The organism is Alkalihalobacillus alcalophilus ATCC 27647 = CGMCC 1.3604, assembly GCF_000292245.2.
GTDB lineage: Bacteria > Bacillota > Bacilli > Bacillales > Bacillaceae_D > Alkalihalobacillus > Alkalihalobacillus alcalophilus.
In genome coordinates this window covers 1-13,187 of record NZ_ALPT02000034.1, presented here as the reverse complement: position 1 = coordinate 13,187, position 13,187 = coordinate 1, and the positions used below count along the sequence as shown (strand labels likewise).

The following is a 13,187-nucleotide window of genomic DNA, read 5'->3' as shown; positions in this document are numbered from 1 at the left end:
AGGAAGAAACGTAAACAAAGCGTCGACAAAAACCGATATAGTAAGTAAGAGGAAACAGGTAGAGGAGTGGGGAAATGGGAATTAGAATGGCTGGAATGGCTTCTGGAATGGATATCCAGGAGATAGTCAATAATTTAATGATGGCTGAAAGAATGCCGATGAATAAAATGCTACGCGAGCAACAAACAATCAATTGGAAAATGGAAAGTTATCGCGAAATCAATACAAAATTTAATACATTCAGAAACAATATTTTTGATAACGTCATGCGTGCTTCGACAATGTTAGCGAAAACGGTCACGAGTTCGAATTCAAATTTAGTGACAGCAACAGGAAATTCGACTGTTGGTAATACGACGATGCGGTTGTCAGAAGTGAAACAGCTTGCATCCGCTGCCTCGACCGCCAGTACTGGAAGCATTGGCGGGGCAGATTTTGATCCTGGTAAGCCGATAGGAGAACAGCCTGGGTTTGAGGACTTTAATGAAGATGATGAATTAACCATTACTACCTATGGCCCAAATGGTGAGCCTGTGCCAACGGAATTTAAATTTTCAAAGGATCAATCATTAAATCAAATTTTACAACAGATTAATTCTTCAAATGCGGGAGTCACGGCTTTTTATGATGATGTATCAAAAAAGGTGAGTTTTTCTCGCACGGAAACAGGGAGATTTAACCCAGATAATGTAGATCCAATGCCAGATGAGTCAGACCCTGATAATGGAGAGCCAGGTGGGTCAAACCCTGTTGTAAGGGGAAAAGAAATCGAGTTTGCAGGGGATTTCTTTTTAAAAAGTTTAAAATTGGAAGACGCTATGGAATCTGGCGGCCAAAATGCTAAATTCACCATCAATGGATTAACAACCGAACGACCTACGAATACGTTTACGATCTCTGGGATGACGATCACATTAAAAGAAACGTTCGACAACGAAGTTACCTTATCGCCTTCAACGAACACAGACGAAGTGTTTGATACGATCAAAGCGTTTGTTGATGAATATAATGAATTGCTTGCCCACGTGAATGGCGTGTTAACGGAGGACCGAAACCGGAATTATCAACCTTTAACTGATGAGGAAAGAGAAGCTTTATCGGAGCGGGAAGCCGAAAAATGGGAAGATTTAGCTCGACAAGGCCTTTTGAAAAATGATCCGATTTTACGAAATCAGATGGATCGTTTACGTAGTGATTTATATACGCCGATTGAAACGGGCATGGATACAGTCTTCAAGCACCTATCAGCGATCGGAATTACAACATCTGCTGATTATATGGAACGTGGGAAACTTGAGATTAATGAAGATAAATTAAGAGCGGCAATTGAAGAAGATGCAGAAGGAGTCTTTAACTTGTTTGCGGCTGATGGTGATACGTTTGCCGAAAAAGGCCTAGCGAGAAGACTTCGTGATACTCTTGATACCGCGATTACCCAAGTCGCTGAACGTGCTGGTGGATTGCGCGGAAAAGTCGCCAATCATCAATTTACACTAGGAAAAAACTTAGAAGACTTAAATACGAGAATAGCCAATTTTGAAAGACGTCTTGAGCAAAGAGAACAGCGTTATTGGTCGCAATTTACGGCGATGGAAAAGGCAATTCACCAGATGAACTCCCAATCTGACTTTATTTATGCCCAGTTGTTTAATCAAGGATAATTGGTGAATTTTTAGGAGAAAAGTCCCTTGGTCGCCAAGGGTATATTATAATAGAAGCAAGATGAGAAAAGAAAAGGATGTGTCATATGGCTACAGCCCAAATGCAAGCAACGTATAAACAAAATGCTTTAAAAACAGCGAGTCCAGGTGAACTGACTCTGATGTTATATAATGGCTGCCTGAAGTTTATGAAACAAGCTGAAAAAGCCATGGGGGCAGAGCAAACGGAAGCTCGAAACACGGCGATTACGAAAGCACAAAATATCATTCGGGAACTAATGGTTACGTTAAAAACCGACTCAGAACTCGGTGTGAATATGATGAGAATGTATGATTTTACTTTGAATCGACTTGTTGATGCAAACGTAAAAAATGACCTACAAGCATTAAAAGAAGCAGAGGATATTGTCGTCCAGTTTCGTGATACGTGGAAAGAAGTTATTCAACTTGATCGTAAGCAACGATTTGGTACGACCGGTGGACAAGCTTAATGTCGAAGGTTGTTGAATTAAAGGAACAAGCCGAACTTTTTTTTACAGAAATAAACGAAGCCTTTCCAGAGCAAGATGAAAAAAGAGCCGCCTTTATTTTGAATGTAGAAAAAAGGTTAAGTGAACGTGAGCAGTTGCTCGAGGCTTTAGCTGATTATGAAATAAAAGTTGAAGAAGAGCAGGCTGCAAAAGAATTAGTGGAGCTAGACAAACAAATCAATGGACGTCTAGCTGAGGTTAAAGGTTTTATTCAAACCGATATCCGTCAGTTAAAAAATAAAAACAAAACTTTCGTAAATACGAAAATCCATATGCTGGTCCAACTCCCGAAGGAATATTTTTCGACAAACGGGAATAATGGTGGAAATACTCTGAGCAGGTTATGCTTGGGGTATTTTTTTGTAGAGGAAATGGTGGATAAGTAATGAAAGTTCTGTGTTGGTGAGATTAGGGTGCGAATAACTTTGGATTGGTAATGAAAATTCCGTGCTGGAAAAATTAGGGTGCGAATAACTTGTGATAAGTAATGAAAATCACGTGTTGACCGAATTAGGGTGCGAATAACACCCAAATAGGCTGTCCCCCCCTCCCAATTACCAATACCATTCACAAAAAAACCTCCGCAGCCTTAGCTGCGAAGGTATCTTCATTCATTATTATTCTATTTCGAATCCGCTTAACATGTCTTCGTCGAGCTCAATAGCTGACTCGATAATGTCTTCTGGAATTGTGATCTCGTCAACACCGTCATAATTGGAGAATGTTCCTGATGTTGTTTGGATCATTTTCATTGAGATGCCTTCTTCTTCCATGTTTAATTCCATTGTCATCGTCATATCGATTGATTCTTGTAGGAATGTTTCTTTGTTAATGTAAAGCGAGTATGACAAGTCAGAGATGTTCATCATTTCCATAATCATTTCCATCTCTGCACCAGCTGCTCCGGTCATGCTCATTACTTCATCAGCTAGGTCTTCAATGAGTGAATCAGCACCACTAACTGTTAAAATATAGTGATCGCCTTCTTCAGTTACTTCAATTTCTCCACCGAAACCTTGTAGCATAGCAAGTTGTTCTTCAGGAGTTACTTCTAATGCACCAAGTGCCATGATTTCAGAGTAAAATTCTTCTGGGTACTTATACCATACATCTTCAGTTGGCTCATATTCGAACATGCCATCTTCAGTTAAATAGGATTCAGATGAGAAAGATTCGCCAAATTCAGCAACTGAAAAATCCATCACTTGATGCATAGCAAATGGCTCTAATACCGCATCCATTGTCATGTTAATATCTGTTGTCATCGTACTGTCGCCTAATTCTGGGTCAATTTCTCCCATATCTACTTCTTGGCTAATGACCATTTCGGATGAAAAGCTATTAATCTCATTCATCGCTTCCATACTTTTTGTCAAAATATCTTCAGCAGATAGTTCTCCTGCTAGTGTTTCATCCTCTGCTCCATTTCCCTCATCTACAACTTCTTCTGTGTTATTGTCAGCATCGGTTGATTCGTCCGCTGGAGTCGCATCTGATTCCTCGTTACTACAAGCACCAAGAATTAAAGCGCCTGATAAAAATATACTTAACCAGAATTTTTTCATGTATTCGTACTCCTTCTCTCTATATTTAGTGAACGTTTGTTATTTTACTAGAAATTAGGGAAGTTGAACAGGAAAAACCATTGGAAAATAAAAGTGAAGCAATGAGACTCATTTAAAAATAAGGCTAAAGAATGAGGTAATGATTAGGTTAGTGGGGATGGGTGAAGCATATAAAGGAGAGAAAAAGGGGAAAATGGAGACCGTTAAGGAAAGGGGCAGGTGTAGTACAGTTATGGCGCTTAGAAGGAAAAGGAGGAAAAAAGTAGAAGGAATAGCCGTATATACCTGTCCTCGTTTATATAAAGAAATGAAATAATGAGCTTTTCCATATTGTTGAATAATCTGATAAATTTTAGTTGAATGATAAAAATGTGACTTTTGAACTATTTTTATAATAAAAAGAAAGCGATACCATTTATTCACGTATTTTCGCTAAATTCCAACATTCAACGACAAAAAACCTGCTACAAAAGCGTTTGACAATATTTACAGGCGCTGATATAGTAAAACTGTGGAAATTATCCACAGTATTTTAGTAACGAAGGGAATGTGAAAACATGCAAGGAAAAGTAAAATGGTTTAACGCAGAAAAAGGTTTTGGTTTCATCGAGCGCGAAGACGGAGATGACGTATTCGTACACTTCTCAGCTATCAATGCTGATGGTTTCAAATCTTTAGATGAAGGTCAAGACGTAGAATTTGAAATCGTAGAAGGTGCTCGTGTTCCTCAAGCTGCGAACGTAGTTAAGCTTTAATTCACATTCCTGGGTAGGAAATGAATCATAGCTAATAACCATTCAAACCCATCTCTTTAGGAGGTGGGTTTTTTCATTTTTTAGGGCAGATTCGAATCTTATCAACAGGTATAAAAAGAACAACTTGTGCATATCTAATTTTTCAGATTTTAAATCGGTTCGTCACAGTTTTAGTTTAAAAAGCGTTATAATAGATATATTCAATTTTATTTTTTGTCAAAAGTGGGTAAAGGATGGTAAGTAAGGATGGGGAAAATTGTTGTGGTCGGTAGTTTGAATATCGATTTGGTGACTAAGCAGAGCGCTTTCCATTAAGTGGTGAAACGATTCTTGGTCAAGCTTTTTATGAGTTTCCAGGTGGGAAAGGGGCTAATCAAGCAGTTGCACAATCTCGGATGCCGACAAGTGAAGAGGTTTTGGAGTTTTGAAGGAATAGAGAGGAGCTGTGTTTGTTTTGAAGGATCTGGATGTTCAACCACTAGGAGATCGGGCAATTCGAATTGGGTTTGGAGAGGAAATTACCTTACAAACTCAGCAAAAAATAGCGGTTGCCGCCAAGGTATTAGAAGAAGCTAACTTAGATAGTGTCGAACATTGGATTCCTGGCTATACCGCTTTAACCGTGCTGTATGATCCTGTGATCCAATCTTATTCTCAAATAAAGGACCTGTTGGTGGAACACTTAAAGGATGTTCCTCAAACAACGATTAATTATGGTCGATTAATTACGATACCGGTTTGTTACGGTGGAAATTATGGTCCGGACTTAACTTATGTTGCCAACTATCATCAGTTGACGGAACGAGAAGTGATTGATTTACACAGTGAGCCGATTTATCCCATTTATATGATTGGATTTTCACCTGGCTTTCCTTATTTAGGAGGGTTAAATGAGCAGTTGCAAACCCCACGCTTGGAACAGCCGCGAGAGCAAGTAAAGGCTGGCTCAGTTGGAATCGGTGGAAAACAAACAGGGATTTACCCGATTCAAACCCCAGGAGGTTGGCAAATTATTGGCCGCACTCCTGCCCCGCTTTTTCAAAAAGAGAAGGAGCGCCCGTCTATTTTAGAGGCTGGTTCTTTCCTTAAATTTACCCCAATTGGTGATGGGGAGTTCCGTAGATTAGCTCATTTAGTTGCAGAAAACCGATTTGAGTGGCAAATTGAACATTATCATGGAAAAAGAGATGGGGAGGGCTTTTATTGCTAATTGATTTAAATAGTGATATTGGAGAAAGTTATGGAGCTTTTAAAGTGGGACAAGATGAGGCGATTATTCCATATGTCACTTCAGTCAATATTGCTTGTGGTTATCATGCCGGCGATCATGGGGTCATGGCGAAAACCGTTCAACTCGCAGCAGCGAATGGGGTGGCGATTGGGGCTCATCCAGGCTATCCGGATTTACAGGGGTTTGGTCGGAGGTTCATTCCGATGCAAAATGAAGAAATTTATCAAGCGGTCGTTTATCAGCTCGGGGCCCTGCAAGCGATGTGTAAAGCATATGGAACAGAAATGAAACATGTGAAACCGCACGGGGCTCTCTATAATGTAGCCGCGGTGAATATAGCAGTTGCTCAAGCCATTGTTGATGCGACTTTTGACGTTGATCCTCAATTGATTTTATATGGATTATCCGGTAGTGAATTAGTCAAAGCCGGAGAGCGTTCTGGTTTACGAGTCGCACATGAAGTTTTTGCTGATCGCACATATCAAAAAAATGGTACTTTAATGCCGCGAACGGATGTAAACGCCTTAATTCATAATCCAGAGGTAGCGGCTAATCGTATTATTCAGTTAGTCAAAACGGGAACGATTATTTGTCATACAGGGGAAGAAATCCAATTAAAAGCTGATACGGTTTGTGTTCATGGCGATCACGCTGAGGCATTATTATTTGTCAAAAAGCTTCGTGAACGGATACAAGCGGAAGGAATGACGCTGAAAGAAGTAGGTGCTCATTAATGGAGTCCGCTCTTTTTACGGTTGAGAAACCAGGTCTGTTGACAACACTTCAAGATCGAGGGAGGTACCAATTTCTTCGTGATGGCATGAGTCCCTCAGGAGCGATTGATTTTTTCGCCTTTCAAATGGCCAATCTCCTGCTTGGAAATGAAAAAAATGCACCAGCGTTAGAATTGACAATTGTCGGTCCGATTTTAAAAGCGTTAGCGACATGCCAAATTTGCATCACAGGTGCTGATCTAGAGGCTAAAATTGATGGTAAGGGTATTGGTTGTTGGAAAGTGGTCACAATTAAAAAAGGACAACGACTTACTTTTTCGGTCGCTAAAAAAGGGATGCGAGCTTATTTAGCAGTTCGTGGTGGTTTTGCCGCAAACTACCTATTTGGCAGTTATTCTACGTATTTACGGGCAAACATCGGTGGATATGATGGTCGAACACTAGAACGCGATGATATCCTGCATCGTTTGAAGGGTGAGCGGGAAACTCTCAGGAACGGATTTGGTTTAGGACGAGACGTGATTCCTACCTATCACAATACAGAAAAAATTCGTGTTATGTTAGGGCCGGACCAAGCTTATTTTACAGAAGAGGCTTTTTTTGATTTTATAAGTAAACCTTTTACCGTTTCCAATCAATCTGATCGAATGGGCGTACGGTTAGAGGGGGCACCGCTTTCGCACCGAAACGGGAAAACCGATATTTTATCAGAAGCAGTTACATTTGGGACGATCCAAGTTCCCGCCTCAGGAAAACCGATTATTTTAATGGCTGACCGTCAGACAACAGGTGGGTATCCTCGCATTGGACATGTCATTTCTGTTGATTTGCCTAAAGTCGCTCAAGCACGGCCGGGTGATCGTTTTTTCTTTGAAGTCGTATCAGTCGAAGAAGCACAGCAGCTTTGGAAAGAATATCGTCAATTTATGAAAATGCTTGAATGTTTTGTAAAGAGACATGGATAAAGGGGCTTTGACTTTAAATAACGGTGGTACTATACCCATTTTTGGCTTTTTTTAGTGCTGGACTTTACAAAATTAACAAAAAAGACGAATTTTTATGACTTTTTATGTACTTTGTAAAATTCATTTGGATAAGTTCTCAATTGTCTATTATAATAGAAGTAAGCCAACTAATTGAGACATACCTTTTACCGAAATGCTGATTGATTTATCCGGCGGTTAATGGGGAGAGGGTAGTCACAATGAATGGATGGATTCCTTTTAAAAAGGGAGGCACATTCTTGTTGGTCGACTTAAAGGCTTGTCTAAAAACAGGCGTTTAAGAAGGGTTTTAGATAGGGTATGTAGAAGAGTAAGGTACTTAGAAAAGGAGGAGTTCTTAAATGCAATATAATATTCGTGGTGAAAACATCGAAGTAACTCCAGCTTTAAGAGAATATGTTGAGAAAAAGGTAGGCAAGCTTGAACGCTATTTTGACACAACTCCTGTGGCGGATGTAAATGTGAAAATGCAAGTGCTTAACAATCAACATATTATTGAAATTACGATTCCGCTTCCACAGTTATTACTTAGAGGGGAAGAAGTTCATACCGATATGTATGCAGCGATTGATGTCGTGATTGAAAAATTAGAACGTCAAATCCGCAAGCATAAAACGAAAGTTAACCGTAAATTCCGCCAAGAAGGCAGCTTAAAATATATGTTTAAAAATGAGCTAGAGCCACTTGAGCAAGAAGTAATTGTCGATGAGGACGAGCTAGAGGTTGTTCGTACGAAGCGATTTAACTTAAAACCAATGGATGCTGAAGAAGCCATTTTACAAATGGATTTACTCGGGCATAGTTTCTTCGTCTTCTCCAACTCTGAAAATGGCGACACTAACGTCGTTTACAAGCGTAAAGACGGAAGATACGGCCTAATCGAGCCCGAAGCTTAATAGATGAATAAAGAACAACGAAAGAAACATGGCTGATGCTGTGTTTCTTTTTTTGTGATGAGGAGAGAAAGGGAAACAAAGAGCTCGAATGATTCCAAAAGAGAGCGAATAAGAGGGGGGAAGGGAATCAAAGAGGGGCAATGATTCCAAAAGCAATCGAATAAGAGGGGGAAAGGGAATCAAACGGTGGCTATGAAGCCAAAAGCAACCTCTCTAAGCACTCAATTCCCATCTACAGTAGCCTCCCTATTTTAAATGGCACTTTATCAATAAAATAACCGCACATAATCTCAAACGAAAATACGTCCACAATTTTCGTTATTTTAAAAATAGCAATCCGTGTGAAGTCTGCTTGTAAGCCATGTCTGAAACTGTTAAAATTAATCAAATAGAAGGTTCATTTTTATATGTGGGGAGCCTCTTTATTTGGAGAGTGGTTTGGGTGAGGATGTTCGTTTTTTCACAACAGTTTTTTGAGGTGATGCCGAAGTGAATAGGACCTTAATCACAATGAACACTGAATCGAGTTAACTCCACCTTTAATACAAAAGCAGGTTGAAAAAGGAATCTGGGCCTGATTTTTATCTTTCAATTTTTATAAAATGCTTGGAATCTTGTAGTGAATAAATTCGTAAATACATTAAGCTCAATAAAAGAAAGGACGAATTTAATGCTAGGTTTGTTAAAGAAAGTCGGAAATTATCAAATAACACGTCAATTAAAAAAGAATGAAAAAATTGCGGATGAAATTGAAGCGCTCGCTGATGAGATTAAATTATTAAGCGATGAGCAATTAAAAGAGAAAACAACTCAATTCAAAGAACGCTATGAGAAGGGCGAGGACCTGGACAAGCTTTTACCGGAAGCTTTTGCGGTCGCACGTGAGGCAGCTGGTCGTGTCGTTAATGAATTTCCATACCGTGTCCAATTATTAGGGGCGATTGCTCTTCATCAAGGGAATATTGCTGAGATGAAAACAGGGGAAGGGAAAACCCTAGTGGGGACTCTTGCCGTTTATTTAAATGCCCTAGCTGGAAAAGGGGTTCATATCGTCACGGTGAATAACTACTTAGCGAGTCGTGATATGGGCAACTATGGTCGAATTTTTGAATTCCTTGGTTTAACGGTTGGATTAAATGAGACGGGCCTTTCGAAAGAGGAAAAACAAAAAGCTTATAATGCGGATGTCACATATAGCACAAATAATGAACTTGGTTTTGATTATCTCCGTGATAATATGGTGCTTTATAAAGAGCAAAAAGTGCAACGTCCTCTTCATTTTGCTTTAATAGATGAAGTTGACTCGATTTTAATTGATGAAGCTCGTACACCTTTAATTATTTCTGGTTCGGTTGAGCGTTCAACACAACTGTATCAGCAAACGAATTCCTTTGTTCGTGTATTGAAAAAGGAAGAAGATTATGTGTTAGATGAAAAGACGAAAAATGTTCAGTTAACAGAGGAAGGGGTTAATAAAGCCGAGCGTGCCTTTGGAATTGAGAATTTATATGACCAAAATCATGTTCAGTTAAATCATCACCTGACTCAAGCGTTAAAGGCTCATGTTGTCATGCTGCGTGACGGCGATTATGTCGTCGAGGATGGCGAAGTGGTCATCGTTGACCAATTTACTGGTCGTCTCATGAAAGGACGTCGTTATAGTGATGGCTTACACCAAGCAATCGAGGCGAAAGAAGGGCTTCAAGTACAACGTGAAAGTATGACTCTTGCTTCGATTACGTTCCAAAACTATTTCCGTATGTATCAAAAGTTAGCGGGAATGACGGGTACGGCCAAAACAGAGGAAGAAGAATTCCGCAATATTTATGGAATGGACGTTCTCCAAATTGCAACGAATAAACCAATTGCTCGTATCGATAAACCAGATTTGATTTATAAAACGTTAGAGTCTAAGTTCAAAGCGGTTGTTGAGGAGATTGTTGAACTTTATCAAAAGGGCCAGCCTGTTCTTGTTGGTACAGTTAGCGTCGAGACATCAGAACTTGTTTCAAAACTTTTAAATAAACGTAAAATCCCACATCACGTCTTAAATGCGAAAAACCATGAGCGTGAAGCGGAAATTATTGAAAAAGCGGGTCATAAAGGCTCGGTGACGATTGCGACAAACATGGCTGGTCGTGGTACCGATATTAAATTGGGAGAAGGGGTTCGTGAACTAGGTGGACTCCACGTTTTAGGGACGGAGCGTCATGAAAGTAGACGTATTGATAATCAGCTCCGTGGACGTGCTGGACGTCAAGGGCACCCAGGTTCGTCCCAATTTTATTTATCATTAGATGATGAATTGTTACGCCGTTTTGGTGGCGACAATATGAAAAACTTACTTGATAAAATCGGCATGGATGAAGATGACCGCTTAGAAAGCAAGATGTTGTCTAAACGAGTAGAAGGCGCCCAAAAACGAGTGGAAGGCAATAACTTTGATTCTCGTAAACAAATTCTTCAATATGATGATGTGATGAGAGAGCAACGAGAGATCATCTATAAACAACGTGATGAAGTACTTGAATCGGATAACCTTCGTAAAATCGTGGAAAACATGATGAAGTCTGTGGTTGAGACAAATGTTCGTCTGCATACTCCTGAAAGTGAAGTGCCTGAGGATTGGGATTTACAAGCGATTGTCAACTATATGACGGCCCAACTTTTAACGGAAGATGATTTGACGGAAAAAGAAATCAAAGGTCTTGATCCGGAAGAAATCATTGATCTTATTTATGGTAAAGTGATTACCGCTTATAATGCGAAGGAAGAACAGTTCACAGCCGATCATATGCGTGAATTTGAAAAAGTGATTATGCTTCGTACGGTCGATCGTAAATGGATGAATCATATTGACCAAATGGATCAATTACGTCAAGGGATTCATTTACGAGCTTACGGGCAAAATGATCCATTACGTGAATATCGTTTTGAAGGATATGAAATGTTTGAGCAAATGATTGCCTCGATTGAAGAAGAAGTATCGATGTATATCATGAAAGCTCAAGTCCAACAAAATCTTGAGCGTCAAAAAGTCGCTGAAGGGAAAGCCGTTCAACAGTCGACAAATGGTAAAGAAAAACAAAAACGCAAACCGATTCGTAAAGGAGAAACGGTTGGACGTAATGAACAATGTCCTTGTGGTAGTGGCAAAAAGTACAAAAATTGTCATGGTGGGAATGAGTAATTCACTCACGAGCGTTAATAATAGCTAGAAATGAAACAGGTCCCCTCGCATATGATGTTGAGGGGACAATTAATGAATGAGGTGGAATAGAAATGGATTTAGTAGAAGTAAAACAAGAGCTTGCGATCATTTCGAAACGATTAAACGACTTTAGGGGGTCTCTTTGACTTAGAACAAAAGCAAGAGCGGATGGCTGAACTTGATGAATTGATGACTGACCCTGATTTTTGGAATAATCAAGAGAGAGCCCAAACGGTTATTAATGAATCCAATGCTTTAAAGGAACAAGTGAACACGTTTTTAAAGCTAGAAGGTGAATATGAGGATTTAGAAGTTTCGTATGAGCTTGTCAAAGAAGAAGACGATGAGGATTTAGCGGCTGAGCTTTTCACAGGTGTTAAATCATTAACGGAGCAAATGAATGCTTTTGAACTGCAACTGTTATTAAGTGAACCTTATGATAAAAACAATGCGATCTTAGAGCTTCACCCGGGTGCTGGTGGGACCGAGTCACAAGACTGGGCTTCCATGCTTTTACGGATGTACAATCGTTGGGCAGATTCAAAAGGGTTTAAAGTGGAGACAATGGACTACTTACCAGGTGATGAAGCGGGAGTTAAAAGTGTCACTTTGTTAATTAAGGGTCATAATGCTTACGGATATTTGAAAGCGGAAAAAGGCGTGCACCGTTTAGTGCGTATTTCACCTTTTGATTCCTCTGGTCGCCGTCATACGTCATTTGTTTCGTGTGAAGTGATGCCGGAGCTTGATGACACGGTTGAAATTGAAATTAATACCGAAGATTTAAAAATTGATACGTACCGAGCAAGTGGAGCCGGTGGTCAGCATATTAATACGACTGATTCAGCTGTTCGGATTACCCATTTGCCAACAAATACGGTCGTTACTTGTCAAAGCGAACGTTCTCAAATTAAAAACCGCGATCAAGCGATGAAAATGATGAAAGCTAAGCTCTATCAGTTAAGAATTGAAGAACAACAACGTGAGCTTGATGAAATTCGTGGCGAGCAAAAGGAAATTGGCTGGGGAAGCCAAATCCGTTCCTACGTCTTCCATCCATACAGCTTAGTTAAAGACCATCGTACAAACCATGAAAGTGGGAATACAAATGCTGTTATGGATGGCGAACTTGATGGGTTTATTGACGCTTATCTGCGCTCGTCATTGAAAGTGTAATTTTATTTGAAAATTAGTACAATCTAGTTGAATAAACCTGTTGCAGTTAGGTTGAGCTGAAGTCCTTTTGGAGGACTTCAGCTTTTTCGTGTTTATGCCGAAGAGGACGTATGTGGATTGGTGGATGATTTGAATAGTAATGAATCTGGGATTAGTGAATGTGAAGAGAGGGGACAAAAGAAGGGAAATGAGGCCGAAGCGATTGAATCTGAAGGAGCGAAGGGAATCGGGGGGTGGCTATGAAGCCAAAGCCCATGAATAAAAGCCGCAAAGGGAATCAAAGTCGTGCAATGATTTCAAAAGCAAATGAATAAGAGCCGTAAAGGGAATCAAAGGCGTGCAATGATTTCAAAAGCAAATGAATAAAAGCCGCAAAGGGAATCAAAGTCGTGCAATGATTCCAAAAGCAAATGAATAAAAGCCG

At 39.9% G+C, this 13,187-nt stretch carries 12 protein-coding genes; 11 read left to right on the top strand and 1 reads right to left on the bottom strand.

Annotation, left to right across the window (positions count from 1 at the left end):
• Positions 1-74: 74 nt before the first annotated feature.
• From fliD to BALCAV_RS10680, 3 genes are all read left to right on the top strand, one after another.
• The gene (gene fliD, locus BALCAV_RS10690; protein WP_003323044.1) at positions 75-1,661 is read left to right on the top strand and encodes a flagellar filament capping protein FliD; all 1,587 of its coding nucleotides are present in this window, start codon (positions 75-77) and stop codon (positions 1,659-1,661) included.
• An 86-nt stretch (positions 1,662-1,747) separates the two neighbouring features.
• Complete coding sequence (gene fliS, locus BALCAV_RS10685) at positions 1,748-2,152, top strand: flagellar export chaperone FliS (RefSeq protein ID WP_003323045.1); 405 nt, start codon at positions 1,748-1,750, stop codon at positions 2,150-2,152.
• A complete protein-coding gene (locus tag BALCAV_RS10680; RefSeq protein WP_040323882.1) occupies positions 2,152-2,577 on the top strand; it encodes a flagellar protein FliT in 426 nt (141 codons plus the stop codon). Before fliS ends, BALCAV_RS10680 begins: the two co-directional genes overlap by 1 nt.
• A gap of 231 nt (positions 2,578-2,808) precedes the next feature.
• Here BALCAV_RS10680 and BALCAV_RS10675 read toward each other — a convergent pair whose 3' ends face one another.
• Positions 2,809-3,756 carry a DUF6612 family protein gene (locus BALCAV_RS10675; protein ID WP_003323047.1) on the bottom strand — a complete coding sequence of 316 codons (948 nt, stop codon included), beginning with the start codon at positions 3,754-3,756 and terminating at the stop codon, positions 2,809-2,811.
• Positions 3,757-3,895: 139 nt separating this feature from the next.
• Here BALCAV_RS10675 and BALCAV_RS22795 point away from each other — a divergent pair, with 139 nt between their 5' ends.
• The 8 genes from BALCAV_RS22795 (at position 3,896) to prfB (ending at position 12,763) form a co-directional block, all read left to right on the top strand.
• The gene (locus tag BALCAV_RS22795) at positions 3,896-4,072 is read left to right on the top strand and encodes a hypothetical protein (RefSeq protein WP_235213106.1); all 177 of its coding nucleotides are present in this window, start codon (positions 3,896-3,898) and stop codon (positions 4,070-4,072) included.
• Positions 4,073-4,313: 241 nt separating this feature from the next.
• Positions 4,314-4,511 carry a cold shock domain-containing protein gene (locus BALCAV_RS10670; protein WP_040323881.1) on the top strand — a complete coding sequence of 66 codons (198 nt, stop codon included), beginning with the start codon at positions 4,314-4,316 and terminating at the stop codon, positions 4,509-4,511.
• A 454-nt stretch (positions 4,512-4,965) separates the two neighbouring features.
• Entirely contained in the window at positions 4,966-5,721 is a 756-nt protein-coding gene (pxpB, locus tag BALCAV_RS10665; RefSeq protein WP_003323050.1) for a 5-oxoprolinase subunit PxpB, read from the top strand.
• Positions 5,715-6,476, top strand: coding sequence for a LamB/YcsF family protein (locus BALCAV_RS10660; RefSeq protein WP_003323051.1), 762 nt, complete (start codon positions 5,715-5,717; stop codon positions 6,474-6,476). Before pxpB ends, BALCAV_RS10660 begins: the two co-directional genes overlap by 7 nt.
• Positions 6,476-7,441: a 5-oxoprolinase subunit C family protein gene (locus BALCAV_RS10655; protein WP_003323052.1), complete on the top strand. Its 966-nt coding sequence runs from the start codon at positions 6,476-6,478 to the stop codon at positions 7,439-7,441. The genes BALCAV_RS10660 and BALCAV_RS10655 overlap by 1 nt, the downstream gene beginning before the upstream one ends.
• Before the next feature lie 380 nt (positions 7,442-7,821).
• Positions 7,822-8,376, top strand: a complete 555-nt coding sequence (gene hpf, locus BALCAV_RS10650; protein ID WP_003323053.1) for a ribosome hibernation-promoting factor, HPF/YfiA family — start codon at positions 7,822-7,824, stop codon at positions 8,374-8,376.
• 670 nt (positions 8,377-9,046) lie between these two features.
• Positions 9,047-11,566 carry a preprotein translocase subunit SecA gene (gene secA, locus BALCAV_RS10645; RefSeq protein ID WP_003323054.1) on the top strand — a complete coding sequence of 840 codons (2,520 nt, stop codon included), beginning with the start codon at positions 9,047-9,049 and terminating at the stop codon, positions 11,564-11,566.
• A gap of 92 nt (positions 11,567-11,658) precedes the next feature.
• Positions 11,659-12,763, top strand: a protein-coding gene (gene prfB, locus BALCAV_RS10640; protein ID WP_136446155.1) for a peptide chain release factor 2 whose coding sequence is annotated in 2 segments (ribosomal slippage) — positions 11,659-11,730 and positions 11,732-12,763 — 1,104 coding nt in all. Because the reading frame shifts where the segments join, the coding sequence is not laid out codon by codon here.
• Positions 12,764-13,187 lie beyond the last annotated feature (424 nt).

Bases quoted from the DNA above. Each gene is read 5' to 3' on its own strand.
- fliD (WP_003323044.1), top strand. From the start codon at position 75: ATGGGAATTAGAATGGCTGGAATGGCTTCTGGAATGGATATCCAGGAG.
- fliS (WP_003323045.1), top strand. From the start codon at position 1,748: ATGGCTACAGCCCAAATGCAAGCAACGTATAAACAAAATGCTTTAAAA.
- BALCAV_RS10680 (WP_040323882.1), top strand. From the start codon at position 2,152: ATGTCGAAGGTTGTTGAATTAAAGGAACAAGCCGAACTTTTTTTTACA.
- BALCAV_RS10675 (WP_003323047.1), bottom strand. From the start codon at position 3,756: ATGAAAAAATTCTGGTTAAGTATATTTTTATCAGGCGCTTTAATTCTT.
- BALCAV_RS22795 (WP_235213106.1), top strand. From the start codon at position 3,896: ATGATTAGGTTAGTGGGGATGGGTGAAGCATATAAAGGAGAGAAAAAG.
- BALCAV_RS10670 (WP_040323881.1), top strand. From the start codon at position 4,314: ATGCAAGGAAAAGTAAAATGGTTTAACGCAGAAAAAGGTTTTGGTTTC.
- BALCAV_RS10655 (WP_003323052.1), top strand. From the start codon at position 6,476: ATGGAGTCCGCTCTTTTTACGGTTGAGAAACCAGGTCTGTTGACAACA.
- hpf (WP_003323053.1), top strand. From the start codon at position 7,822: ATGCAATATAATATTCGTGGTGAAAACATCGAAGTAACTCCAGCTTTA.
- secA (WP_003323054.1), top strand. From the start codon at position 9,047: ATGCTAGGTTTGTTAAAGAAAGTCGGAAATTATCAAATAACACGTCAA.